Origin of the sequence: Methylobacterium endophyticum, assembly GCF_050591105.1 — a bacterium.
Taxonomy (GTDB): Bacteria; Pseudomonadota; Alphaproteobacteria; order Rhizobiales; family Beijerinckiaceae; genus Methylobacterium.
Window position 1 is genome coordinate 424783 of sequence record NZ_JBNHES010000001.1, and the last position, 24363, is coordinate 449145.

The following is a 24363-nucleotide window of genomic DNA, read 5'->3' on the forward strand; positions in this document are numbered from 1 at the left end:
TGGGGTCCGTCGAGGCTCCCCGCCGCGCGGTCGAAAAAAGTCAGATCTTACCGTCGAGACCCATGCGGTAGTATTTGTGCTCGATCTTGTCCTGGTTCTCGAGCAGCCAGTCGATGGAGGGCTCGTTGGTCATCGCCTTGCGGATGGCCTCGGTCATGCCCCTGCGCTGGATCTCGAACAGGGCCTTGTGGTCGACATGCTCGGCCTGGATCACGCCGGGGCTCAGCCAGACCGAGCAGATGATGCCGAGGTCGTTGGCCTTCTCCTTGGGGATGTAGCCGGCCCGCACGGCATCGAGCACGCCGTTGGCGATGGCGAACTGCACCGTGCCCATCAGGATCGAGGTGTATTTCGATTCGGTCACGCTCACCTTCGAGACGCAGAGCGTCACCGGGCGGACCATGATGTCGGTGTTGAGCAGCGCGAAGACCCGGCTGTGGCCGACCACCTGATCGCCGGTGAGCGTGGCGAGCGCGGTGCCCACCGGACCGTCGAGCTCGCCGATGACGACCTCGGGCTCGGCGGCGGTGTTCGGCGGCCCTCCGGCGACCAGGGCCTCCCCAGACCGGAATACGATGCGTCCGCTCATGGCGTCTCCTTGCGTCTCGTCGTGTCGATGCGGGCACCCACACGGCGGCGGCCGAAAAGTCCACCCCCGGCGGCGGCGGGGTGACAGCCTCACCCCGCTGTCAGGGCTTGCTCCACAGCCCTCGCCTTCCCGCATCGCGACATGCGCGCTATGACGCCCGCCGACATCCGCACGGCATTTGCATGCCGCCGGGCGCAGGACCTCACGAAAGGCAACGGCTCATGAGCAAGATCAAGGTCGCGAACCCCGTCGTCGAACTCGACGGCGACGAGATGACCCGTATCATCTGGGCCGAGATCAAGAACAAGCTCATCCACCCCTATCTCGACGTCGACCTCGACTATTACGACCTCGGCGTCGAGCACCGCGACGCCACCAACGACAAGGTCACGGTCGACGCGGCCGAGGCGATCAAGCGCCACGGCGTCGGCGTGAAATGCGCCACCATCACCCCGGACGAGGCGCGGGTGAAGGAATTCAACCTGAAGGAGATGTGGAAGTCGCCCAACGGCACCATCCGCAACATCCTCGGCGGCGTCATCTTCCGCGAGCCGATCATCTGCCGGAACGTTCCGCGCCTGGTGCCGGGCTGGACGCAGCCCATCGTCGTCGGCCGCCACGCCTATGGCGACCAGTACAAGGCCACGGACTTCAAGGTGCCCGGCAAGGGCCGGCTGACCATCAAGTTCGAGGGCGACGACGGAACGGTGATCGAGAAGGAGGTCTTCAAGTTCCCCGACGCCGGCGTGGCGCAGGCTATGTACAACCTCGACGATTCGATCCGCGACTTCGCCCGCGCATCGCTGAACTACGGCCTCAACCGCAAGTACCCGGTCTATCTCTCCACCAAGAACACCATCCTCAAGGCCTATGACGGCCGCTTCAAGGATCTCTTCCAGGAGGTGTTCGACAACGAGTTCAAGTCGCGCTTCGACGCCCTCGGGATCGTCTACGAGCACCGCCTGATCGACGACATGGTGGCCTCGGCGCTCAAGTGGTCGGGCGGCTATGTCTGGGCCTGCAAGAACTACGACGGCGACGTGCAGTCCGACACGGTGGCGCAGGGCTTCGGCTCCCTCGGCCTGATGACCTCGGTGCTGCTCACCCCCGACGGCCAGACCGTCGAGGCCGAGGCCGCCCACGGTACCGTCACCCGCCACTACCGCGAGCACCAGAAGGGCAAGGAGACCTCGACCAACTCCATCGCCTCGATCTTCGCCTGGAGCCGGGGCCTCGCGCACCGCGCCAAGCTCGACGACAACGCCGAGCTGGCGAAGTTCGCCAACACCCTGGAGAAGGTCTGCGTCGACACGGTGGAAGCCGGCTTCATGACCAAGGACCTCGCGCTCCTCGTCGGGCCGGACCAGAAATGGCTCTCCACCACCGGCTTCCTCGACAAGGTCGACGCGAACCTCAAGGCCGCGATGGCCTGAGACTTCGTCTCGCGTGCGTCTCCTTCTCCCCTTTGCGGGAGAAGGTGGCCCGCGAAGCGGGTCGGATGAGGGGAGCGACGCTTCCGGAGAGGGTGCTCCCCTCTCCCGACCCTCGCTCACGCGAGGCCCACCATCCCCCGCAGAAGGGGGAGGGAAGTCTCCCTTGCACGGAATGCAGAGGGCCCAATCAGCCCGAGGCTCGCTTTGTCCGCGCTTTGCGCTAAACCCCGCGCCAATCGCAGACACAGCCGACAAGCCGGACCCGAGATGATCTCATCCCCCCTGATGACCGTGATGGTCGATGCCGCGCGCAAGGCCGCGCGCGGTCTGAAGCGCGATTTCGGCGAGGTGGAGAACCTCCAGGTCTCCCGCAAGGGCCCCGGCGACTTCGTCTCGGCGGCCGACCGCAAGGCCGAGGAGGTGGTGCGCGACGCGCTGCTCAAGGCGCGCCCCGGCTACGGCATGATCCTCGAGGAGGGGGGCACGATCGAGGGCACCGACAAGAGCCACACCTGGCATGTCGACCCCCTCGACGGCACCACCAACTTCCTGCACGGCATCCCGCATTTCGCCGTCTCCATCGGGCTGGAGCGCGAGGGCCAGATCGTGGCCGGCGTGATCTACGATCCGATCAAGGACGAGCTCTTCGTCGCCGAGCGCGGCAAGGGCGCCTACCTGAACAACCGGCGGCTGCGCGTCGCCGCCCGCACCGACATGACCGACGCGGTGGCCGGCTACGGCACGCCCTATCTCGGCAAGGGCAGCCATCAGGTGCTGCTGCGCGAGCTCGGCGCGGTGATGGCGGTGGCCGGCGGCACGCGGCGCATCGGCTCGGCCGCCCTCGACCTCGCCTCCGTCGCCTGCGGGCGCCTCGACGTCTACTGGGAGCGCGACCTCAAGACCTGGGACATGGCGGCGGGCATCATCATGGTGCGCGAGGCCGGCGGCTTCGTCACCTCGGCGGACGGCGCCTCGGAGCCGCTGGCGGCGAGGTCCATCGCCTGCGGCAACGAGGTGCTGCACCGAGAGCTCGTCGCCATCCTGCGCAAGGCGAATGCCTGAGGGACGGGCGCGAAGACCCGGCCGGCTGGCCTCGCGTGCGCGCATCTGCTTAATAGCGCGCGCGTTTCGCCCGTGACGGCGGATCATGAAGGCAGATCATCCATGGAACCCCGCCGCCACAACGCGCTGAAGGACTCGATCCGGTCGATCGAGGACTACCCGAAGCCCGGCATCGTCTTCCGCGACATCACCACGCTCCTCAGCGATCCGCGCAGCTTCCGCCGCGCGGTCGATTCGCTGGTGCATCCCTTCGCGGGCGGGCGGATCGACCAGGTGGCCGGCATCGAGGCGCGGGGCTTCATCCTCGGCGGGGCGGTGGCGCATCAGCTCTCGTCGGGCTTCGTGCCGATCCGCAAGAAGGGCAAGCTGCCCCACAAGACCGTCTCCATGGCCTATGCGCTCGAATACGGCACCGACGAGATCGAGATCCATGTCGACGCGGTGAAGCCGGGCGACAAGGTGCTCCTCGTCGACGACCTCATCGCCACCGGCGGCACGGCCATCGCGGCGGTGAACCTGCTGCGCCGGATCGGAGCCGATGTGGTCGCCGCCTGCTTCGTCATCGACCTGCCCGATATCGGGGGCGCCTCGCGGCTTCGCGACCTCGGCGTCACCGTGCGCACGCTGATGGAGTTCGACGGCCACTGAACGGAGCGCGAGAGGCGGTCGAATCGTTGACTTGCCCGGACCCTTGCGCCATAAGCCGCCCCATTGCGACGCGGCGCCCCGTTCGGGCGCTCTTTGCGCTTGCAGACCACTCTTTCGAGGACGCATGATTGCAGGGCGCGGCATCCGCCGCCCGCAAGGCTGCCTCGGCAATCGGAGGCAGGACCCATGAAGCGTACCTATCAGCCCAGCAAGCTCGTCCGTAAGCGCCGTCACGGCTTCCGTGCGCGCATGGCGACCGCCGGCGGCCGCAAGGTCATCGCGGCTCGCCGCGCCCACGGCCGCAAGCGCCTCTCCGCCTGACCGGAGCTCCGGCGGGCTGTCGTCGGACGGGTGGCTGGCCGCCCGCGAGACAGCCGCCGGATCGGCGCGTGAACCCAAGCCCTCCTCGGCGTCTCGCCCTCCTCGTCTTAGCCATGGGATCGGACCGGCAGTGTCGACGATCGAACGGCTGAGACGGCGGTCCGAGTTCCTGGCCGTGACGGATGGGCGCCGCTTCCATACCGAGCGCATGACCGTCCAGGGGCAGTTGCGCCCGGTATCGGACGAGACGGCTCCGGCCGGTCTGCGGATCGGCTTCACCATCACCAAGCGGGTCGGCCACGCGACGGAGCGCAACCGCATCCGCCGCCGCCTTCGGGCCGCCGTCTCGGCGGTCGCCCCCGGCGCCCCGACGACGGTTCCCGCCGACGTGGTGCTGGTGGCCCGGCGCCCCGCGCTGTCGGTGGATTTCGAGACCCTGAAGGGCGACCTCGCCCGCGCGCTCTCGATCGTCACGCGCCCGCAAGATCCGAACCGTAAGCCCTCCTCCCGGCGCGGCGGCAAGCCTCGCAAAGCCGGCGAGCGCACCGCATCTCCCGGTCTCGCGCCCGGCGCTCCCCTCCCGAACCCGTGTGACGGATCCCCCGATGGGCAATGACAAGACCAACATGATCGTGGCGATCGCGCTGTCGCTGGTCGTGCTGCTCGGGTGGAATTACTTCGTCGCCGCCCCCCGCGTTGAGGCGCAGAAGCAGACAGCCGCGCAGAACCAGGCCGCGACCCAGAGCCCCGGCGTCGCTCCGGACGGCATTCCCTCGCCGAGCCCGAAGGAGGGCGGCCCCGCCGCGCCCGTGCCCGGCACCGTGCCTGCCACGGCGGCCGGCCCCGTCTCCCGCGAGGAGGCGCTGGCCCGCTCCGCCCGCATCCGCATCGAGACGCCGGCGCTGTCCGGCAGCATCGCCCTGAAGGGCGGCCGCATCGACGACGTGTCGCTCAAGAACTACCACGAGACCGTCAGCGACGAGAGCCCGCGCATCGTGCTGTTCTCGCCCACCGGCACGGCGACGCCCTATTACGCCGAGTTCGGCTGGGTCGGCGCCGATGCGGGTCCGCTGCCCAACGGCGAGACCGTTTGGAAGGCAGATTCCGAGGTGCTGGCGCCGGGCAAGCCCGTGACGCTCACCTGGGACAACGGCAAGGGCCTTCTGTTCAAGCGCCTGCTCGCCGTGGACGACAAGTTCATGTTCACGGTGCGCGACGAGGTCGAGAACAAGGGCTCGGGAGCCGTGACGCTCTATCCCTACGGTCTCGTCTCGCGCTGGGGGAAGCCGCATACGCAGGGCTACTACGTGCTGCACGAGGGTATGATCGGCGCCCTCGGCGGCGACGGCCTCCAGGAATACACCTACGACGCGCTGGCCAAGGAGCCGGTCTTCGGCGGCCCGGCGACCAAGGGCAAGGCCTGGAACGGCGTCACCGGCGGCTTCGTGGGCATCACCGACAAGTACTGGGCCGCCGCCGCCATTCCCGCCCAGGACGTACCTTATACCGGCTCCTTCACCGAGCGCACGGACGGCGCCACCAAGGTCTATCAGGCGAGCGTGCGGGCCGATGCGCGCACCGTCGAGCCGGGCGCGACCGTGTCGTCCACGCAGAACCTCTTCGCCGGCGCGAAGGAGGTCAACACCATCAACAACTACGAGCGCGATCTCGGGATCAAGAAGTTCGATCTGATGATCGACTGGGGATGGTTCTACTTCATCACCAAGCCGATGTTCCGGGCGCTGGACTTCTTCTACCACCTGCTCGGCAATTTCGGTGTCTCGATCCTGGTTGTGACCTTCTGCCTGAAGCTGCTCTTCCTGCCGATCGCCAACCGCTCCTACGTCTCCATGGCCAAGATGAAGGCCGTGCAGCCCGAGATGACCTCCATCCGGGAGCGGTACAAAGACGACAAGATGAAGCAGCAGCAGGCGATGATGGAGCTCTACAAGAAGGAGAAGATCAATCCCGTGGCCGGCTGCTGGCCGGTGCTGGTGCAGATCCCGGTCTTCTTCGCGCTCTACAAGGTGCTGTTCATCACCATCGAGATGCGGCACGCGCCGTTCTTCGGCTGGATCCAGGATCTCGCCGCGCCGGATCCGACGAGCGTGCTGAACCTCTTCGGCCTGCTGCCCTTCGCCGCGCCCGATTTCGTGCATCTCGGCATCTGGCCGCTGGTGATGGGCGTGACGATGTTCGTGCAGATGAAGATGAACCCCGCCCCGCCCGATCCGGTGCAGGCGCAGATCTTCACCTTCATGCCGATCATCTTCACCTTCATGCTGGGCTCGTTCCCGGCCGGGCTGGTGATCTACTGGGCCTGGAACAACACCCTCTCGGTGATCCAGCAATACATCATCATGCGCCGCAACGGCGTGAAGGTGGAACTCTGGGACAACCTCAAGGGCACTTTCAAGCGCGGCTCGGACAAGAACGCCGCGGCCAAGAGTTGAGCCGCCAAGAGCTGATCCGGCGCGCAGAATGACTGACGCACGCGAAGAAGACGCGGCTCTGGCCGAATCCGGGCGCCTGCTCTTCGCGGGCGCGGCGGATTTCGTCGCCGCCTCGCCCTCGCTCGGCAGCCTGCCGCCCATGGAGGGCGTCGAGATCGCCTTCGCCGGGCGCTCGAATGTCGGCAAGTCGAGCCTCGTCAATGCTTTGACGGGGCGCAACACCCTGGCGCGGACCTCGCACACGCCCGGCCGCACCCAGCAGCTCAACTTCTTCAGGATCGGCGAGCGACTGACGCTGGTCGACATGCCGGGCTACGGCTACGCGGCGGTGGGCAAGGAGAAGGTCGCGGCCTGGACGGAACTGATCCACGCCTATCTCAAGGGCCGCGCCAACCTCGCCCGTGTGTTCATGCTCATCGACGCCCGCCACGGCTTCAAGAGCATCGACACCGACGTGCTCGACGGGCTCGACAAGGCGGCCGTCAGCTATCAGGTGGTGCTGACCAAGGCCGACGCGCTGAAGAAATCCGAGACCGAGGCGCGCATCCAGGGCGTCCAGGCGGCGCTGGCCCGTCGTCCGGCGGCCTACCCGGAAGTGTTGCTGACATCGAGCCGCGACGACCAGGGCGTGGCCGAGCTGCGCACCAGCATCGCCCGGCTGCTTGCCGAGCGCGGCGCGTGAAGCCCGTCGACCGGGTTCTGCTGGCGCTTGCGGGTCTCTGCGGCCTCCTCGGCGTGGCGCTGAGCGCCGCCGCGGCCCATCGCGAGGGCGGCGAGACGCTGCGCACCGCCGCTTATTTCTTGTTGTTTCACGCGCCCCTCGTCGTGGGGCTCGTGGCATTGGCCGTCGGCGGTTTCCTGAACCGGAAGACGGCGAGACTCGCCGCCGTGACGGTGCTCGCCGGTCTCGCCCTGTTCTCCGGCGACCTCGCCACGCGCGCCTTCACCCAATCGGCGCTCTTCCCCTACGCCGCGCCGAGCGGCGGCTTCGCCCTGATGGGCGGCTGGCTGCTCGTCGCGCTCTCCGCCCTGGTCCCGGCCCGCTCTACTTGAGAAGGTCGGGCAGCGGCGGCTTGCTGCCGGCGGGCAGTGCCGTGCGGGCCATGTTGAGCGTCATCGCCAGCAGCGTGTAGTAGCCGTTGATGCCCGCCATATCGATGGCGCCCTGTTCCCCGAAGCGCGCCACCACCGCCGCGTAGGTCTTGTCGCTGACGGCCTTGTTGCGGTGGAGCTCCGTCGAGAAGGCATAGGCCAGGGCCTCGTCCTCGGGCATCGCGTCGGGGCGGCGCCCCTCGGACACCGCCTCGACGATGGCCGGATCGAGCCCCGCCTTCACGGCGATGGGCTGGTGGATGTGCCATTCGAGCTGCTGGCTCCATTCGCGGGCCGTCAGCAGGATGACGAACTCGCTGATCTTGAGCGGGAGCACGCTCTTGTAGCGCAGATACAGCCCCATGTTGCTCGCGGTGAGCATGAACTCGGGGCTGCGCAGCAGCGGCACGAAGGGCCCGAAGACGGGCACCTTGCGCGCGGCGAGGAACTCCTCGGACGCCTTCTTCTGCGCCTCGGTGAGCTTGTCCGACGGTATCTCGGGGAGCCTGTCCCTCGCGGCATCCTGGGCCATGGCCCCTCCCGACAGAGCGAGCGCCAGGAGCGGAGCAACGAATCGCGCGACTCTCATGGCATCACCGGGGGATGGTAGGTCAGGGTGAAGGCGAGCGCCCAGAGCAGGAACAGCACCACCGGCAGGTGGATGAGCAGTTGCAGGAAGCTGAACCCGACGATGTCGCGGGCCTTCAGCCCGAGGATACCGAGCAGCGGCAGCATCCAGAACGGGTTGATGAGGTTCGGCAGCGCCTCGGCCGCATTGTAGACCATCACCGCCCAGCCGAGATGGACATGCAGCTCGTTGGCCGCCTGCATCACGTAGGGCGCCTCCAGCAGCCACTTGCCGCCGCCGGAAGGCACGAAGAAGCCGAGCACCGCCGAGTAGACGCCCATGGAGATCGGGAAGCTGCCCGTGGTGTTGAGGCTGACGAAGGCGTGGGTGATGACCTCGGAGAGCGAGGTTCCGGCGGCGTTCTTGGCCCCCGTCAGCATGGCGCTGATCGCCGCGTAGAGCGGGAACTGGATCAGGATTGCGGCCACCGCCGGCACCGATTTCGCCACCGCGTTCAGGAAGCGGCGCGGGCGCCAGTGCAGCAGCATGCCGGCGGTGAGGAACAACAGGTTGTAGGTGTTGAGGTTCGAGATCGCGGTGATCCAGGATTGCCGCGCGAATTCCTGGTAGATCCAGCCGCCGGCGATGACGACGAGCAGGATCGTCAGGATCGGCCAATGCTCCAGCCATTCGCCCGGCTGCTCCGGGCGCGGCGTCTTCTGCTCCTCGCGGGCGACGTTCACGCCCATATCCTCCGCCGTCATCGCCGTGCCGGCACCGGGCGCAGAGGCGTAGGCGATGACGATGGAGATCACGAACAGGATCAGGGCGATCAGCATCGACTGCCAGAGGAAGATCGTCTCGCTGAACGGGATCACGCCGGTGATCGGCAGCAGCGCCGGGGGCAGGCTCTTCGGGTTCGCCTGAAGCTGGGCGGCGGACGAGGACAGGCCCATCGCCCAGGTCGCCCCGAGGCCGAGATAGGCGGCCGCCCCCGCCGCGCGGTAATCCATCTTGAGGTCGGTGCGGCGGGCGAGCGCGCGGGCGAGCAGGCCGCCGAAGATCAGGCTCAGGCCCCAGCTCAGGAACGAGGACAGCATGGTCGCCGCCGCGACGAAGCCGACCGCGCCGCGCCCGGTCTTCGGCACCGTGGCGAGCTTGTCGATGAGCGCCTGCACGGGTGGGGAGGTCGCCACCACGTAGCCGCCGATGGTAACGAAGGCCATCTGCATGGTGAACGGGATCAGGCTCCAGAACCCGTCGCCGAAGCTCTTGGCGATGGCGGGCGCCGGAGCCCCGTTGGCGAGCGCGCCGAGCGCCACGATCACCACGGCGATGGCGACGAAGATGAAGGCGTCCGGGAACCAGCGCTCGGCCCAGTTCGTGAAGCCGATGCCGAGTTGGGCGAGCCTGCCCTCGCGATGGATCTCGGAGGGCTTCCGGACCGGCGTCGCGCCGTCCGGGCCGGGGGACGATGGCTGCATCGAAGACGTTCCTCGGTCGGCGGGTCTGCGCCCGCGCTCGCCCGTTCATTGAACCGCGGGACACGCCGCGCTCAAGCCCTATCTGGCGGCAGAAGCGTGCAGCGGGCGCCGGTTGAAACCTTGTCGACAGGGAAAGCGCCGGGAGGGACGATGCGGACAGAGAAGCAGAAGATGCTCGCGGGCGAACTCTACGATCCGGGCGATCCCGAGATCCAGGGCGACATCGCGGCCAACAAATCCTGGATGGCGCGCTACAACGCGGCGCTCGACGCCCCGCGCGCCGAGCGCCACGCGCTGCTCGCGAGCCATTTCCGCCATGCGGGCGAGGGCTGCGTGATCCGGCCGCCGTTCTTCTGCGATTTCGGCTTCAACATCAGTGTCGGACGGAACGTCTTCCTCAACTTCAACTGCGTGGTGCTCGACGTCTGCGAGGTCACGATCGGGGACGGCACCCAGATCGGGCCCGCCGTCCAGATCATCGCCGCCGACCATCCGCGCGATCCCGGCCAGCGCCGGGCGGGGCTCGAAATGGGGCTGCCGGTCGTGATCGGCAGGAACGTCTGGATCGGCGGCGGCGCGATGATCCTGCCGGGCGTCACCATCGGCGACGACGCCATCGTCGGCGGCGGCAGCGTCGTCACCCGCAGCGTTCCCGCCGGAACCACGGTAGCCGGCAACCCGGCCCGGCCGCTGACGCCGAGGACGATCGCCGTGTGAGCGCGAGCCTAATCCGCGCGGACGCTCAGGAAGTCCCGCGCGGGCCCCCGGCTCCCGTCGAAGACGCCCGCCGTGAGCGCGCCTCCGTAGACCGCCGCCGTGTCGAGATTGGTGCGATGCGCCCGAATGTCCGGCCGGCCGCGCTTCTGCGGGGTGTGTCCGTGGACGACGTGGCGGCCGAAATCGTGATCCTCGGACAGAAAGGGCTCGCGGATCCAGAGCCGGGTATGGATATCCGGGTCCGGCGCCTCCTGGCCGGGGCGGAAGCCGGCATGCACGTACCAGCGCCGGGCGTCTGAATGGACCGTGGGCAGCGCCTCGACCCAGTCCAGCACCTCCCCCGGAATGGCGGCGGCCTCGTGCACCCCGAAGGAGCGCAGGGTCTCCTCGCCGCCGCTCATGCACCAGCGATCCATGCCGCCAGGCTCGCGCAGGGCCGCGAGCAGCAGGGCCTCGTGGTTGCCCATCAGGCAGGTGACGCGCTCGGGATCGCGCCACTGGAGCGTGCGCAGGAGCCGGATGACGCCCGCGCTGTCCGGCCCGCGGTCGATATAGTCGCCGAGGAAGACGAGGGCATGGGGCTCGCCGGCGGCGTGATCCTCGATGCGGGCGAGCAGCCGTTCGAGCAGGCCGGCGCATCCGTGGATGTCGCCGACGGCGTAGGTGAGACCGTTCGTCATCGGGGAGCAATGTCGGCGGGGGCGGGCGCGAAGGAAAGCCCCGGTGGAGGCGTGTCCACCGGGGCCGTGACGCCTCAGTTCAGGGTCGCATCCGAAGGCCGGCGAGCGGCCTCGACGGCGGTGTCGCCGATCATCAGGCCCATGGGCCCGAGATGCACCGGCACCGTCTCGCCGTCATGGATGCGCCCGGAGAGCAGGGCCTCGGCGAGCGGGTCCTGCACGGTCTTCTGGATCACGCGCTTCAGGGGGCGCGCGCCGTAGGCCGGGTCGTAGCCCTTGTCGGCGAGCCAGTCGCGGGCGTCCGGCTCGACGTCGAGGACAATCTTGCGATCCTCCAGGAGCTTCCTCAGCCGCTGCATCTGGATGTCGACGATGGCGCCCATCTCGCTCCGCTTGAGGCGGTGGAAGAGGATGATCTCGTCGACCCGGTTCAGGAACTCCGGCCGGAAATGCGAACGCACCACCCCCATCACCTCCTCGCGCACGGCGTCCGTGTCCTGGCCCTCCGGCTGGTTGACCAGATACTCGGCCCCGAGATTCGAGGTCATGATGAGGAGCGTGTTGCGGAAGTCGACCGTACGGCCCTGCCCGTCCGTCAGGCGCCCGTCGTCGAGCACCTGGAGGAGGACGTTGAACACGTCCGGGTGAGCCTTCTCGACCTCGTCGAACAGCACCACCTGATAGGGCCTGCGCCGCACGGCCTCGGTGAGCGCCCCGCCCTCCTCGTAGCCGACATAGCCGGGCGGCGCGCCGATGAGCCGGGCGACCGCGTGCTTCTCCATATATTCCGACATGTCGATGCGCACGAGCGCCGTGTCGTCGTCGAACAGATAGCCGGCCAATGCCTTGGTCAGCTCGGTCTTGCCGACGCCGGTGGGACCGAGGAACATGAACGAGCCGATCGGCCGGTTCGGGTCCTGCAACCCGGCCCGCGCGCGGCGCACGGCGGTGGCCACCGCCTCCACCGCCTCCCGCTGGCCGACGACGCGCTTGGCGAGCGCCTCCTCCATGGCAAGCAGCTTCTCGCGCTCGCCCTCCAGCATCTTGTCGACGGGCACGCCGGTCCAGCGCGAGACGACCCCCGCGATATGGGCCGGCGTCACCGCCTCCTCGACCATGCCGTCGCGGGCGACGGCGGAGTCCGCCTTCGCCTCGATCTCGGCGAGCTGCTTCTCCAGGCCCGGAATCACGCCGTAGGCGAGCTCGCCCGCGCGCTGGTACTGGCCCTGGCGCTGCGCGTTGGCGAGATCGGTGCGGGCCTCGTCGAGCTTCTTCTTCAACTCGGCGGCGGCGCCGAGCTTGTCTTTCTCCGCCTTCCAGCGGGCGGTGATGGTGGCGGACTGCTCCTCAAGGTCGGCGAGCTCCTTCTCCAGCCGCGCGAGACGGTCGCGGGAGGCGGAATCGGTCTCCTTCTTGAGCGCCTCGCCCTCGATCTTCAGCCGCACGATCTCGCGGTCGACGTTGTCGAGCTCCTCGGGCTTGGAATCGACCTGCATGCGCAGGCGCGAGCCCGCCTCGTCCATCAGATCGATGGCCTTGTCGGGCAGGAAACGGTCGGTGATGTAGCGGTTCGAGAGCGTCGCCGCCGCCACCAGGGCCGAATCCTGGATGCGCACGCCGTGGTGCTGCTCGTACTTCTCCTTGAGGCCGCGCAGGATCGAGACCGTATCCTCGACGGTCGGCTCGGACACGAAGACCGGCTGGAAGCGGCGGGCGAGGGCTGCGTCCTTCTCGACATGCTTGCGGTACTCGTCGAGCGTGGTGGCGCCGACGCAGTGCAGCTCCCCGCGCGCCAGCGCGGGCTTCAAGAGGTTCGAGGCGTCCATGGCGCCATCGGCCTTTCCGGCGCCGACGAGGGTGTGCATCTCGTCGATGAACAGGATGATGCCTCCCTCCGCCGCCGTGACCTCGGAGAGCACGCCCTTCAGCCTCTCCTCGAACTCGCCGCGATACTTCGCCCCCGCGATGAGCGCGCCGAGGTCGAGCGCCAGCAGCTTCTTCTCGCGAAGGGATTCCGGCACGTCGCCGTTGACGATGCGCAGCGCCAGGCCCTCGACGATGGCGGTCTTGCCGACGCCAGGCTCGCCGATGAGGACAGGGTTGTTCTTGGTGCGCCGGGACAGCACCTGGATGGTGCGGCGGATCTCCTCGTCGCGGCCGATGACCGGATCGAGCTTGCCCTCGCGGGCCGCCTCGGTGAGGTCGCGGGCGTATTTCTTCAGGGCGTCGTAGGCGTTCTCGGCGGACGCGTTGTCGGCGGTGCGGCCCTTGCGCAGGGCGTTGATGGCCGCGTTGAGCGAGGCGGGCGTCACCCCGGCGGCGGTGAGCGCGCGGCCGGCCTCGGTGTCCTTCTCGACGCTGAGCGCGAGAAGAAGCCGCTCCACGGTCACGTAGGAATCGCCGGCCTTCTCGGCCGCCTTCTCGGCGGTGTCGAACAGGCGCACGAGATCGCGCGTCGCCTGGGGCGAGGCGGCGTTGCCGGAGACCTTGGGCTGCTTGGCGAGCCAGGATTCGACCTGCGCCAGCGCCACGCGGGACTGGCCGCCGGCCCCGTCGATGAGGCCCGCGCACAGGCCCTCGGGATCGTCGAGCAGCACCTTGAGGAGATGCCCCGGCTGCAACTGCGGATGACCCTCGCGGGCCGCGAGATTCTGCGCGGCCTGGACGAAGCCTCGGGCGCGCTCGGTGTATTTGTCGAAATTCACGTGTCTGGACCTCCCGTTCCGACGACGGGCCGCCCAGAAGACCGGCGCGGGCTCGTCGAGACGACGCCCCCCAGGCTCTCACGCCCGCAGGGACCCCGGCGCCCCATGGCCGCCGGTACTGCGAATGTAGTGTTGCAAATCCGCACCACAAGGGCTGGCCTGGGGCTTTGGATGCGGCACGGCGGCGCTTGTCCGGCGGCACGAATCTGGCACATCCTGGGGCCATGTCGATGCCCAGCACCATCCGCCTCTCGGCGCTCTACCGCTACCCCGTGAAGGGTCTCAGTCCGGAGCCGCTGGACAGCGCCGCCCTGGAGCTGAGCGGCTATTTTCCGGGGGACCGGCTCTACGCCATCGAGAACGGGCCGTCCGGCTTCAACGCCGTCGCGCCGATCCACCAGCCAAAGGTGAAATACCTGATGCTGATGCGCGACGAGGCGCTGGCGCGGCTGCGCACCCGCTACGACGACGCCACCCGCACGCTCACCATCGACACGGGCGAGGGCGCGCCGCTCGAGGCCGATCTCGGCACGCCGGAGGGGCGTGCGGCCGTCGAGGACCTGATGCGCCGGGTGCTGCCGCAATCGCTGCGCGGCGAGCCGAGGGTGCTGGAGGCGCCCCCGCAATACCGCTTCACCGATTCGCCGATCGGCTTCGTCTCGCTCATCAATCTCGCCAGCGTGCGCGCCGTCGAGGCGTTCACCGGCATGCCGGTGGACCCGCTGCGCTTCCGCGCGAATCTCTACGTCGAGGGGCTGGAGCCCTTCGCCGAGCTGAACCTCTCCGGCCGCGTGCTCGAGGGGCCGGACGGCCTGCGCCTGAAGCTGACCCAACGCACGCAGCGCTGCGCCGCGACCAATGTCGATCCCGTCAGCGGCATCCGCGATCTCGACATCCCGCGCGCCATCGACGCCCGGCTCGGACATCGCGACTGCGGCATCTATGCCGAGGTGATCGTCGGCGGCTCGATCAAGGTCGGCGACGGGCTCGCGCTGGCCGCGTGAGAGCGGCCGGGGCGGCCCCGTCGCGGATCAGGACGCGTCGCGGCCGGCGGTGATCAGCGGGGCGACCTCGGCGTGGCGGCGCTCGCAGGTGATCTTGAGGTAGCGCTGGTCGCCGCCGGGAAGGCCCGCGGCAGCCGCGGCCGTCTGGGCGTGCATCATGCACTCCATCGGGGTGCGGACCGGCGCGACGATGATGTCGAGGGCTGTGTCGCGGGAGCAGTCCTTGGCCAGCAAGGTGCCGGCGCAGACGAGCGCGACGGAAAGCAGTTCAGGCATGACGGACCTCTTGCACGAGTGTTGACAAGGTCCGCGGGGGTGCTCCGGCGTGAGAGCGACCGCGTGATTTTTGCCTGGACGTTTCCCCCGTAGTCTTCTGGAAAGATGTAGCACGCGCTGTGCCAATTCATCCCGCGCGCCGATAGGCCCCCGGTTGCGTGGCGCGCGGGCAACGCTTCAGGTTGCCTCCGCCGCCCGTGCGGAATTCAGCCGCGCGCGGCGAGCCAGACCGGCTCGGGATCCTGTGCGGGCATCAGCTTGGCGACGGCGTCGAGATCGACGGTGTAGCTCTGGGTCAGAAGCTGCCAGAGCTGGGCCTCGGAGGCGGCCTTGGCGCGCAGGCCATCCAGGGCGGCGGAGCGGGTCGAGGGGTTCACCAGGGTCGGACGGCTGACGAAGAGATCGGCGTTGAACATCGGTTTCGAGCCCCGTGGTAACGGGCCCAGAATTTCGCGTCTTGGTTAACGCCCGGTTACCGGCCGCATCGAAGCGTTTAACCGAAGAGTGGCTTCGCAGGGCGCCCGACCTCATGTAGAAGCCCGCCCGCGTCCGCCCTCGCAGAGCCCGCGCGGGGGCGCCTCCCGGAGGAGCCCGATGAACGACCTCCCGAACGTGCATGTGCGCGCCGAGATCCTGTCCCAGGCGCTGCCGCACATGCAGCGCTACGACCAGGAGATCGTGGTCATCAAGTATGGCGGCCACGCCATGGGCAACGCCGCGGCGGCCGAGGATTTCGCCGAGGACGTGGTGCTGCTGGAACAGTCCGGCCTCAAGCCCATCGTCGTGCATGGCGGCGGCCCGCAGATCGGCAGGATGCTCGACCGGCTCGGCATCCAGTCCGAGTTCCGGGGGGGGCTGCGCGTCACGGACGAGGCCACCGTCGAGGTGGTCGAGATGGTGCTCGCCGGCTCGATCAACAAGCAGATCGTCGGCTGGATCTCCGCCGAGGGCGGCCGCGCCATCGGCCTGTGCGGCAAGGACGGCAACATGGTCCGCGCCAAGCGCGCCACCAAGACCGTCGTGGACCCGGAGAGCCGGATCGAGACCGAGCTCGATCTCGGCCTCGTCGGCGAGCCGGAGCATGTCGAGCGCGGCGTGCTCGACGCGGTGCTGAAGGCGGAGCTGATCCCGGTGCTCGCCCCCGTCGCCTATGGCGAGGATGGCAAGACCTACAACGTCAACGCCGACACCTTCGCCGGCTCTATCGCGGGCGCGCTGCGGGCCAAGCGCCTGCTGCTGCTCACCGATGTCCCCGGCGTCCTCGACAAGAACAAGAAGCTGATCCCGGAGCTGTCCGTCGAGGATTGCCGGCGCCTCATCGCCGACGGCACCATCACGGGGGGCATGATCCCCAAGGTCGAGACCTGCATCTACGCCCTCGACCAGGGCGTCGAGGCCGTCGTCATCCTCGACGGCAAGGTCAACCACGCGGTGCTGCTGGAGCTGTTCACCGACTACGGCGCCGGCACGCTCATCCGGCGCGGCTGATCCAAAGGGACGCGGGGGCCTACGTAGCCGCCGCGTCCTTAACTTCGCCGCAGCGATCGCCGACTGATAGTGTCGCCAAGGCCATTCCGGCCGCATCGCGCGAGATTGCCAGACCCGTGTTCCTGCCGGGCGAAAGCCACATCACCGCCGAGGATGCCCGCGGATTCGGGCAGGTGGACACCTGGGTGTTCGACCTCGACAACACGCTCTATCCGAGCGAGGCGCGGGTGTGGCCGCAGGTGGACGAGCGCATCACCCTCTACGTGATGCGCCTCTACGGGCTCGACGGCCTGTCGGCCCGCGCCCTGCAAAAGCATTTCTACCACCGCTACGGCACCACCCTGAAGGCGCTGATGGTGGAGGCGGCCATCGACCCGCACGACTTCCTCGACTTCGCCCACGACATCGACCACTCGACCATCACCCTCGATCCGGCGCTGGGCGCGGCGATCGAGCGGCTGCCGGGCCGCAAGCTGATCCTCACCAACGGCTCGCGCCGGCACGCGGAGAACGTGGCGGGCAAGCTCGGCATCCTCGACCATTTCGAGGACGTGTTCGACATCGCCGCCGCCGACTTCGTCCCCAAGCCCGACCGCTCCACCTACGAGCGCTTCCTCGACCGGCACGGGGTCGATCCGCGACGCTCGGCGCTGTTCGAGGACATCGCCAGGAACCTCGTGGTGCCGCACGATCTCGGCATGGCCACGGTGCTGGTGGTGCCGCGCACCGTCGACCCGTTCCGCGAGGCGTTCGAGCAGGAGGCGGTGCGGGAGCCCCATATCGACCACATCACCAACGACCTCGCCGGCTTCCTCTCGGACCGGGTGCTGCCGGCCAAGGCCGCGTGAGCGGGGAACATGGCCGCGTGAGCGGGGAAGACGGCCGCGTGAGCGAGAACCCGCAGGAGCGCTGGGCGGAGGCGCGGGCGCCGAGCCTCGCCGAGATCGAGGCGCTGGCCTTTGCCGCCTTCGACGCGCTGCCCGAGGGCTTCCGCCGGCTCTGCGGGGGCGTGCGCATCCATGTCGACGACTTCCCCGACGAGGAGACGCTCGCCGAGATGGAGTGCGAGAGCGAGTTCGACCTGCTCGGGCTGTTTCGCGGCGTCGGGCTGGCGCAGGCGGGCGAGGTCGCCACCGGCCAGATGCCGAACGCCGTCTGGCTCTACCGGCGCCCGCTGCTCGACTACTGGGCCGAGCACGACGAGACGCTGGGGCACCTCGTCACCCACGTCCTCGTCCACGAGATCGGCCACCATTTCGGCCTGTCGGACGCCGACATGGAGGCCATCGAGGCGGCGGCGGAGAGCTAGGAGGCCGGTGGCTCGTCGCGGAGCCGGCGGCGCAGGCTGATCTTGGGCCGGCGGGTGCGGAACTGGCCACGCTCGACGGTGACGAAGACCAGCACCGTGACGGCGAGGCTCGTCAGCCACCACATCACCGTCAGCCCGACGCCGATGCCGGCGATGGTGTAGGCGGTGGCGAAGGCGGCGATGGCGCCCGGCACCACGAGCGGCACGTCCTTGCCGCAGCGACGTATCGAGACGAACAGCGCGAAGGCCGCCGCGAAGGCGCCGACGATGCCGAGCTCGTACCAGAACTCGAAGAACATCGTCGACGGCGCGTTCATCGGCACCAGCCCGACGAAGCGCCCGCGCAGCGCCGTCTCGAAACCGTGGCCGGTGATGAGCCGCACCGGCTCCGTGGTCACGACCTTCTGCCACGCCTTCAGCGAGAGCACGGCGGGAGCCACCGGCCCCATCACCGCCGCCAGGATCGGCCGGCCGATGAAGGGCAGGATCGGCGCCAGCGCCAGGATGCCGCCCATGAACCCGGCCGTGAGCCCGACGCCGACGGACGGGCGCAGCGTGGTCACGGCGAAGGCGAAGGCGCCCATGGCGAGCGCCAGGATCTGCGTCGAGCCCGGCGAGGCGAAGAGGGCTCCGGCCACGAGCACGGCGATGGCCAGCGCCTCGAGGTCGCGGTGGCGCGAGCGCAGCCAGGCCACCGAGGGCCAGACAAGCAGCGCCAGCAGCACGAGGCCGCGATCGAGCGCGTTGTCGTCGTCGGGCGCGCCCTGGAGCAGGGTGTCGCCGAACAGGCCGAGGCCGATGGCGACGATGGCCGCCGCCGTGACGCCGAGCGGCAGCAGATAGAGATTGGCCGAGCGCATCCGGTCGGGCAGCGAGAGATAGGCGAGCAGCGTCAGCACGATGGTCGCGACGACGTTGAGCAGCCGCTCCAGCGCCTGTCCCGGAAACGGCGTCCAGGCCAGCGACAGCGCCGACCACAGGATCACCAGCAGCCCGGCGAGGAAGGCCGGGGAGCGCAGCATCCCGAGCAGGGCCGGCCGCAGGGGCCGCTGGCGCCCGTCGATGGCGCTCGCGATGACGAGCAGGATCACGGCGATGGGGGCGAGGATCACGGCGGCGCGGCGGGCGACCTGCGCCACCACGGGCAGCACCACGAACAGCCCGAAGAAGCCGACGCGGCGCAGCAGGGCCGCCGCATCGAGCGCCGGGTCGACGGTGGGGTTGGACGCGCGCGCCATCTCGGGACCAGTGCTGGGCGGGCCGGCGCGACGGCCTGCATCCGCGCTCCCGCCTACCCCTCTAGTCGAGCCCCCGGCACGGGGCTGTAGACCCGAGGCAACACATGCTCTCACACGGGGCGGCCGTGGGAAAGCTCAGACGGCGGTCGTCTCGCTCGGGCGCGCGGCCGGGCGGCGGCGGCCGATGCGCCGGCCGGCGTCGGAGAGCAGGCGCCAGCCGCCCCAGGTGGCGAGGAAGCCGAGCAGCCCCGCGACGAACCCGTCCGTGGTGGTCGGCACCGCCGGGGAGTAGTCGCGATAGGCCGCGCGGGCCACCGGCACGTCGGGATCGCGCGCCATGGCGACGACGCGCCCGAGCGGGCTCGACGCCTCGGCAAGCGCCTTCTGCTGGCCTTCGAGCCGGCCGAGCCGCTCGATGTCGCCCCGCACCGCCTCGCCGCGCCGGGCGACGAGGGCGTCCGGGTTGGTGCGCAGCCGGTCCACGGCCCCGTCGCGGGTATTGCCGGTGGCCCTGGCGTCCGAATCGAGCGTCGCGATCTGCCGGCGTAGCTCGTCCACGGCGCCGCCGAGGCGCTGGGCGTATTGCTGCGCGAATTCCGGCCCCTGCGCGGCGATGATGCCGCCGAGAAGGGCCAGGGCGAGGCCGAAGGTGCGGACGACACGGAACACGCGGGCGGGGTCTCCTCTCGAGCTGCCTGCGAAAAGAGCATGTCCGCGCCGATGGTTCCAGGCCCCTCCTCAGGCGGGGAGCGTCAGCAGGCCGGCGGCCCCTTCCGCGCAGCCGAAGGCGAGCCGGGCGCCGCGCCCGTCCCAGGCGAGCGCCGTGATCGGCCCGCCCTTCGTCGCCGGCCGGACGAGCAGCTCGGAGGCGTCGGTGAAGCGCACCAGCAGGATGCAGCCGTCCTCGTAGCCCATGGCCAGCACCGGCGCCTTCGGGTGGAACGCCACCCGCGAGACGCGGGCCGGGCGCACCCCGCATTCGCGCGGGGCCTTGCCCATGGGCCCCTCCTTCGAATCGAAGGGCCAGACGATGGCGGCCTCGGCGCCGCTGGTGGCGAGCCACTTGCCGTCCGCCGACCAGGACACGGAGCGCACCTTGGCCGGATAGCCCGACATGCGCATGTGCCCCTTGTCCGGCTGGAGGCGCCAGCCGTGGAGCGAGTTCTCCTGCATGGTCGTGATGACGAAGCGCCCGTCCGGCGACCAGGTCACGTCGATATGCGAGCCCTTCCACTCCACGAATTCGGGGGCGCCCTCGTGGTTGGGGAACCAGAGGCTGGCGCCGTTGTAATGCGAGACCGCCAGCCGGTAGCCTTTCGGCGCGAAGGCGAGCCCCCGCGCCGTGGACGGAGCGGCCAGCACCCGCTCGCGGCCCTTGGCGTCGTGCGCGACGACGTTGCGACCGGCGGAGAAGGCGAAGCCGCCATCCGGGTGGACGGCCAGCGCGTCGATCCAGGCGCCCCCCTTGGCGGCGGCGAGCTCGGTCGCGGTGCCGTCGGCCGCCACGGAGACCACGCGCCCGTCGTCGCCCCCAGTGACGATGCGGGTGCCGTCGCCGGCGGCCACGAGGATGCCCGCCTCCGGGTGGGCCGCCACGCGCAGCGGCGGGGCGGCGTCGCGGGACAGCACCACGCTGCCGTCGCCGAGCGCCAGGGCCAGGACCCCGCCCATCCAGTGGGCGGCCGTCACATGCGCGCCCGCCTCCAGCGGCGCGACATGCTGGGTGAGGGAGGGCTGGCTCGAACTCATGCGGACTTGCCTTCGTAACGCTCTAAGCCGGACTCACGGCGTGCTCGACAGGACGGGCCGGTCGACCGCCGCGAAGACGCCCGCGACCACCGCGAGGATCGCGGCCAGCACGGCCGGCCCGACCAGGGCATAGAGCGCGAAGGCCCCATAGGCCAATGCCCCGAGGAAGGCGCCGACCGTCAGCGCGAGCCAGACGGCGCCGTCGCCGACCCAGCCGTAGGCCGACCCGCGCCCGGCGAGCGCCTGGGCGAATTTCTGGCCGAAGCTGAACAGCGCTCCGGTGACGAAGGTGGCGCCCGCGCGAAACCCCTGCACCTGCGCGAGGACCGCGTTCTGCATCCCCATCGCCAGCGCCATGAACAGCGAGGCGACGGCGTGGTCGGGCGCCGACAGGCCCATGCTGAGCGCGGCGAGGAGAAGCAGGGTCTCGAAGGCGAGCAGCGTCATGGTCTTGAAGCGCGGGGGCGTCAGCGCCGAGAGCCCCCCGCCGAGGATGGCGCCCAGCGCGAAGGTGAGCAGCAGCGTTCCAGGCAGCACCGCGTGCGCGAAGGCCCCCTGCCCCAGCGCGACGGAGAGCTGGGTCGTGTTGCCGCTCATGAACGACGTGTACAGGCCGCCGAGCCTGATGAAGCCCAGCGCGTCGACGTATCCGGCAAGCCCCGTGAGCGCGAGGCCGAAGGCCAACTGCCAGCGCCGGTTCATGAAATCGCAATGCCGCCGGCCGGCGCTAACGCTTCGTTAACCATTCCTGGCGCTCCGTTCATCCCGGATGGGCAGGGTTAAGGCTTCGCTCACCAAACCCGAGCAATTCGAATGAACCAGGGCGAACACCGGCACGAGCGGCCCCGTTGGTCGAGCGATCCGGCATCGGGACCGTCGTCCCCCGCCGGGTGTGTTGGAGTTGCGTCCATGACCGCGTCCGCCTTCGCCCTCGCCTATCCCGCCTTTCTCGATCGCTGCGAAACCGTCCTCGTCGTCGAGGACGAGAGCTTCGTCTGCGAGCTCGCCGCCGAGGCCCTGCTCGACGAGGGCTACCGGGTCCTCACCGCCGCCGACGCCGAGGAGGCCGAGGCCATCCTCGACCGAGAGAGCGTCGACCTGCTGTTCACCGATATCGACCTCGCCCGGAACACCAACGGCATCGCGCTGGCCCGCGTCGCGCGCCGCCGCCTGCCCGACCTGCCCGTGGTCTACACCTCCGGGGGCCGTGCCGCCCTTTCGGGCGAGGACGCGGTCTCGCGCTCGGTCTTCGTGCCGAAGCCCTACCGCCCGAGCGAGCTCGTCGACCTCACGAACGATCTCCTGCGCCGCAGCCATCCCCACCACGCCTGAATCCCCGCTCCCTGCGTTGTCGTCGCGCGGAGCGGAATCCCCTCCGCTCGAACCCGCCTGACGCGGCCGCATCGGGCCGCCGGAGAGTCTCGCCATGCGCGTCATCCTGCCGATCCTCTGCGCCCTCGTCCTCGCCTCCCCCGCAACGGCCGCCTGCGACGTGACAGGCGCCGGCCTCGAGGAGGCCATCGCCGCCAAGGGAGAGCTGCGCGAGAGCGCCAATGCACAGACCGTGCGCGATCTGCGGACGCTCCGCGACGCGGCCATCGTGCTCGACGCCTACAAGCACGAGCCCGAATGCGAGCGCCTCATGGCCATCGTGAAGGGGCTCGTCGCCAACCCGGACAAGGCCATCGAGCAGGGCGGCGACACCGACGAGGACAAGGCCGAGAGCGTCGCCCGCGCCCGCGAGCCCAAGCCCCCGGTGCCGAGCGCCGCCCCCTCCCCTAAGTAGCCGGGCAGGGCGCGCTCCCGCGCCTCCGGGAAAGGATCCCTCGCAGATGGCGGACGGCAACGGCAACGGGCAGAATCCCATCGTCCACGCGGGGCGCGAGCTGCCCTCCGTCACCGTCGACGACTACAATGTCGAATTGTCGAACGAGGACGGCTTCATCGGGGACCGGGTCTCGAAGGGCGCCTTCCGCGACCTCCTGGAGGACGGGCGCGAGAAGCTGCGCCAGCTCGGCGACGATCCCCTGGGCGATGCCCCGAGCCGCGACCTCGGCAAGAAGCGCCTCGACCGCTTCATGCTTTCCGACGATCCGCTGGCCTCCGGGGTGGTGCTCGGCGCGGTGGAGGAGTTCGCGCAGGAGCTCGCCACCGTGGTGCGCCGCTTCCTGCGCCAGAAGGAGTGGAAGGAGACCCGCGCCATCGTCGTCGGCGGCGGCTTCAGCGACAGCAAGGCGGGCCGCTTCGCCATCGGCCGCGCCTCGGTGATCCTGCGGGCGAACGGCCTCGACGTGACCTTGCGCCCGATCCGCAACCACCCCGACGAGGCCGGGCTGATCGGCGCCGCGCATCTGGCGCCCGCCTGGATATTTGCCGGCTACGACAGCCTGCTCGCCGTGGATATCGGCGGCAGCAACATCCGCGCCGGGGTGCTCGTGACCAACCGCAAGCGCGCGCCCGACCTCTCGCGGGCCACCGTCTGGCGCTCGCAGCTCTGGCGGCACCGCAACGAGGAGCCGGCGCCTTCCCGCGACGAGGCGGTGGAGCGCCTCGCCCGGATGCTGCGCGAGCTGATCGAGCGGGCCGAGCGCTCGCGGCTCAAGCTCGCGCCCTTCATCGGGGTCGGCTGCCCTGGCGTCATCGAGAGCGACGGCTCCATCGCGCGCGGCGGCCAGAACCTGCCGGGCAACTGGGAAAGCAGCCGCTTCCACCTGCCGACGAGCCTCGCCGAGGCGATCCCGAGCATCGGCGGCCACGAGACCATGGTGCTGATGCACAACGACGCGGTGGTGCAGGGCCTCAGCGAAGTGCCCAACATGGGCGACTACGAGAGCTGGGGGGTGCTCACCATCGGCACCGGGCTCGGCAACGCCCGCTTCAGCTACCGGGAGCCGCCCAAGGATTCACCCAAGTCCGGGGGCTGAGCGCGGTCGCCGCCGCGGACCCTGGCCAGCGCCTTGGCGAGCTTCTGGGCGACGCGCTCGCGCAGGGCCTCCGTCACCTCGATGTCGATCAGCCGCCAGACCGAGCCGCGCAGCCGCATGCGGACGCGGAGCTGGTCGGCCCGCGCCGCGTCCGGCGGCACGATCATCACGACGGTGCGGAAGCCCCGCATCTCGGAGGCGAGATAATAGGCGAGCAGCCGCCCGAGACCGTCGATCCTCAAGCCCCCGCGCCCGGCCTTGTCCGGTTTGGCGCCTTCCACCCCTTGCGGCCAGCCGTCGTCGAGGAGATCGGTCACGGTCTTGGGCGTCACCATCGATTCGGCCAGCGCGAGCGAGATGCCGAGGGCCGCGTCGTTCAGGCGCTGACGCTCGCGGGAATCGAGGCTCGGATCGGCGGCGATGGCGCTGCGGGCGGTCGCCGTCATCTGGCGGACGATGGACAGGCGCAGCGTGCGGAAATTGACCCGCCGGTCCACCGCCTCGACGTCATGCGCCTGCACCGCGCGGGCGAGGTCGTAGAGCGCGTAGAACGGCGTCAGCGTGTAGACGAACCAGCCTAGGATCGCGAGGACGGGCAGGGTCCACCAGCGCATCGTCCGGCC

At 69.7% G+C, this 24363-nt stretch carries 28 protein-coding genes; 16 read left to right on the forward strand and 12 right to left on the reverse strand.

Going from position 1 to position 24363, the window contains the following annotated elements; genetic code table 11:
* Positions 1–40: 40 nt before the first annotated feature.
* On the reverse strand, positions 41–589 hold the full coding sequence (locus tag ACP56T_RS01985) for a formaldehyde-activating enzyme (protein ID WP_430910419.1): 549 nt from the start codon (positions 587–589) through the stop codon (positions 41–43).
* Between the two features lie 221 nt (positions 590–810).
* Between ACP56T_RS01985 and ACP56T_RS01990 the strand changes: the two genes are divergently transcribed.
* The 8 genes from ACP56T_RS01990 to ACP56T_RS02025 all read left to right on the forward strand — a co-directional run bounded on the left by ACP56T_RS01990 (position 811) and on the right by ACP56T_RS02025 (position 7559).
* Entirely contained in the window at positions 811–2022 is a 1212-nt protein-coding gene (locus tag ACP56T_RS01990; protein WP_430910420.1) for an NADP-dependent isocitrate dehydrogenase, read from the forward strand.
* A gap of 267 nt (positions 2023–2289) precedes the next feature.
* Positions 2290–3084, forward strand: a complete 795-nt coding sequence (locus ACP56T_RS01995; protein ID WP_430910421.1) for an inositol monophosphatase family protein — start codon at positions 2290–2292, stop codon at positions 3082–3084.
* Between the two features lie 102 nt (positions 3085–3186).
* A complete protein-coding gene (locus ACP56T_RS02000; RefSeq protein ID WP_430910422.1) occupies positions 3187–3732 on the forward strand; it encodes an adenine phosphoribosyltransferase in 546 nt (181 codons plus the stop codon).
* 186 nt (positions 3733–3918) lie between these two features.
* Positions 3919–4053 (forward strand): 50S ribosomal protein L34, encoded by a 135-nt coding sequence (rpmH, locus tag ACP56T_RS02005; protein WP_012253788.1) that lies wholly within the window; start codon positions 3919–3921, stop codon positions 4051–4053.
* Positions 4054–4183: 130 nt separating this feature from the next.
* On the forward strand, positions 4184–4669 hold the full coding sequence (rnpA, locus tag ACP56T_RS02010; protein ID WP_430910423.1) for a ribonuclease P protein component: 486 nt from the start codon (positions 4184–4186) through the stop codon (positions 4667–4669).
* Complete coding sequence (yidC, locus tag ACP56T_RS02015; protein WP_430910424.1) at positions 4659–6506, forward strand: membrane protein insertase YidC; 1848 nt, start codon at positions 4659–4661, stop codon at positions 6504–6506. Before rnpA ends, yidC begins: the two co-directional genes overlap by 11 nt.
* Before the next feature lie 28 nt (positions 6507–6534).
* The gene (gene yihA, locus ACP56T_RS02020; RefSeq protein WP_430910425.1) at positions 6535–7188 is read left to right on the forward strand and encodes a ribosome biogenesis GTP-binding protein YihA/YsxC; all 654 of its coding nucleotides are present in this window, start codon (positions 6535–6537) and stop codon (positions 7186–7188) included.
* Positions 7185–7559, forward strand: a complete 375-nt coding sequence (locus ACP56T_RS02025) for a DUF423 domain-containing protein (RefSeq protein ID WP_430910426.1) — start codon at positions 7185–7187, stop codon at positions 7557–7559. The genes yihA and ACP56T_RS02025 overlap by 4 nt, the downstream gene beginning before the upstream one ends.
* On the opposite strand, the gene ACP56T_RS02030 is transcribed toward ACP56T_RS02025, so the two are convergent.
* Positions 7552–8130: a carboxymuconolactone decarboxylase family protein gene (locus ACP56T_RS02030; RefSeq protein WP_430910427.1), complete on the reverse strand. Its 579-nt coding sequence runs from the start codon at positions 8128–8130 to the stop codon at positions 7552–7554. The two genes, ACP56T_RS02025 and ACP56T_RS02030, sit on opposite strands and share 8 nt — an antisense overlap.
* A 53-nt stretch (positions 8131–8183) precedes the next feature.
* Complete coding sequence (locus ACP56T_RS02035; RefSeq protein WP_430910428.1) at positions 8184–9650, reverse strand: short-chain fatty acid transporter; 1467 nt, start codon at positions 9648–9650, stop codon at positions 8184–8186.
* Between the two features lie 150 nt (positions 9651–9800).
* Between ACP56T_RS02035 and ACP56T_RS02040 the strand changes: the two genes are divergently transcribed.
* On the forward strand, positions 9801–10367 hold the full coding sequence (locus ACP56T_RS02040; protein ID WP_430910429.1) for a sugar O-acetyltransferase: 567 nt from the start codon (positions 9801–9803) through the stop codon (positions 10365–10367).
* A gap of 8 nt (positions 10368–10375) precedes the next feature.
* Here ACP56T_RS02040 and ACP56T_RS02045 read toward each other — a convergent pair whose 3' ends face one another.
* Both ACP56T_RS02045 and clpB read right to left on the reverse strand, forming a co-directional pair.
* Complete coding sequence (locus ACP56T_RS02045) at positions 10376–11047, reverse strand: metallophosphoesterase family protein (protein ID WP_430910430.1); 672 nt, start codon at positions 11045–11047, stop codon at positions 10376–10378.
* Positions 11048–11121: 74 nt separating this feature from the next.
* Positions 11122–13752: an ATP-dependent chaperone ClpB gene (gene clpB / locus ACP56T_RS02050; RefSeq protein ID WP_430910431.1), complete on the reverse strand. Its 2631-nt coding sequence runs from the start codon at positions 13750–13752 to the stop codon at positions 11122–11124.
* A gap of 224 nt (positions 13753–13976) precedes the next feature.
* Here clpB and ACP56T_RS02055 point away from each other — a divergent pair, with 224 nt between their 5' ends.
* The gene (locus ACP56T_RS02055) at positions 13977–14756 is read left to right on the forward strand and encodes an MOSC domain-containing protein (protein ID WP_430910432.1); all 780 of its coding nucleotides are present in this window, start codon (positions 13977–13979) and stop codon (positions 14754–14756) included.
* Between the two features lie 27 nt (positions 14757–14783).
* Here the strand turns inward: ACP56T_RS02055 and ACP56T_RS02060 are convergent, their stop codons facing one another.
* Both ACP56T_RS02060 and ACP56T_RS02065 read right to left on the reverse strand, forming a co-directional pair.
* Positions 14784–15032 carry a hypothetical protein gene (locus ACP56T_RS02060; protein WP_430910433.1) on the reverse strand — a complete coding sequence of 83 codons (249 nt, stop codon included), beginning with the start codon at positions 15030–15032 and terminating at the stop codon, positions 14784–14786.
* A 206-nt stretch (positions 15033–15238) separates the two neighbouring features.
* The gene (locus ACP56T_RS02065; RefSeq protein ID WP_430910434.1) at positions 15239–15448 is read right to left on the reverse strand and encodes a hypothetical protein; all 210 of its coding nucleotides are present in this window, start codon (positions 15446–15448) and stop codon (positions 15239–15241) included.
* A 178-nt stretch (positions 15449–15626) separates the two neighbouring features.
* Here ACP56T_RS02065 and argB point away from each other — a divergent pair, with 178 nt between their 5' ends.
* The 3 genes from argB (at position 15627) to ACP56T_RS02080 (ending at position 17829) form a co-directional block, all read left to right on the forward strand.
* Positions 15627–16520: an acetylglutamate kinase gene (gene argB, locus ACP56T_RS02070; RefSeq protein WP_430910435.1), complete on the forward strand. Its 894-nt coding sequence runs from the start codon at positions 15627–15629 to the stop codon at positions 16518–16520.
* A gap of 116 nt (positions 16521–16636) precedes the next feature.
* Entirely contained in the window at positions 16637–17368 is a 732-nt protein-coding gene (locus tag ACP56T_RS02075) for a pyrimidine 5'-nucleotidase (RefSeq protein WP_430910436.1), read from the forward strand.
* A gap of 17 nt (positions 17369–17385) precedes the next feature.
* Positions 17386–17829: a metallopeptidase family protein gene (locus tag ACP56T_RS02080; RefSeq protein WP_430910437.1), complete on the forward strand. Its 444-nt coding sequence runs from the start codon at positions 17386–17388 to the stop codon at positions 17827–17829.
* On the opposite strand, the gene ACP56T_RS02085 is transcribed toward ACP56T_RS02080, so the two are convergent.
* From ACP56T_RS02085 to ACP56T_RS02100, 4 genes are all read right to left on the reverse strand, one after another.
* Positions 17826–19067: a peptide ABC transporter permease gene (locus ACP56T_RS02085; RefSeq protein ID WP_430910438.1), complete on the reverse strand. Its 1242-nt coding sequence runs from the start codon at positions 19065–19067 to the stop codon at positions 17826–17828. The genes ACP56T_RS02080 and ACP56T_RS02085 overlap by 4 nt on opposite strands.
* A 135-nt stretch (positions 19068–19202) precedes the next feature.
* On the reverse strand, positions 19203–19736 hold the full coding sequence (locus tag ACP56T_RS02090) for a DUF2937 family protein (RefSeq protein ID WP_430910439.1): 534 nt from the start codon (positions 19734–19736) through the stop codon (positions 19203–19205).
* A 69-nt stretch (positions 19737–19805) separates the two neighbouring features.
* Positions 19806–20816, reverse strand: a complete 1011-nt coding sequence (locus tag ACP56T_RS02095; RefSeq protein ID WP_430910440.1) for a WD40 repeat domain-containing protein — start codon at positions 20814–20816, stop codon at positions 19806–19808.
* Between the two features lie 33 nt (positions 20817–20849).
* Complete coding sequence (locus ACP56T_RS02100) at positions 20850–21518, reverse strand: YoaK family protein (RefSeq protein WP_430910441.1); 669 nt, start codon at positions 21516–21518, stop codon at positions 20850–20852.
* A gap of 207 nt (positions 21519–21725) precedes the next feature.
* Here ACP56T_RS02100 and ACP56T_RS02105 point away from each other — a divergent pair, with 207 nt between their 5' ends.
* The 3 genes from ACP56T_RS02105 (at position 21726) to ACP56T_RS02115 (ending at position 23740) form a co-directional block, all read left to right on the forward strand.
* Positions 21726–22148: a response regulator gene (locus ACP56T_RS02105; protein WP_430910442.1), complete on the forward strand. Its 423-nt coding sequence runs from the start codon at positions 21726–21728 to the stop codon at positions 22146–22148.
* 94 nt (positions 22149–22242) lie between these two features.
* Positions 22243–22602 (forward strand): photosystem reaction center subunit H, encoded by a 360-nt coding sequence (locus ACP56T_RS02110; RefSeq protein ID WP_430910443.1) that lies wholly within the window; start codon positions 22243–22245, stop codon positions 22600–22602.
* Between the two features lie 46 nt (positions 22603–22648).
* Positions 22649–23740, forward strand: a complete 1092-nt coding sequence (locus ACP56T_RS02115) for an ROK family protein (protein WP_430910444.1) — start codon at positions 22649–22651, stop codon at positions 23738–23740.
* Here the strand turns inward: ACP56T_RS02115 and ACP56T_RS02120 are convergent.
* A complete protein-coding gene (locus ACP56T_RS02120; RefSeq protein ID WP_430910445.1) occupies positions 23698–24354 on the reverse strand; it encodes a DUF2939 domain-containing protein in 657 nt (218 codons plus the stop codon). The genes ACP56T_RS02115 and ACP56T_RS02120 overlap by 43 nt on opposite strands.
* Between the last annotated feature and the right edge of the window lie 9 nt (positions 24355–24363).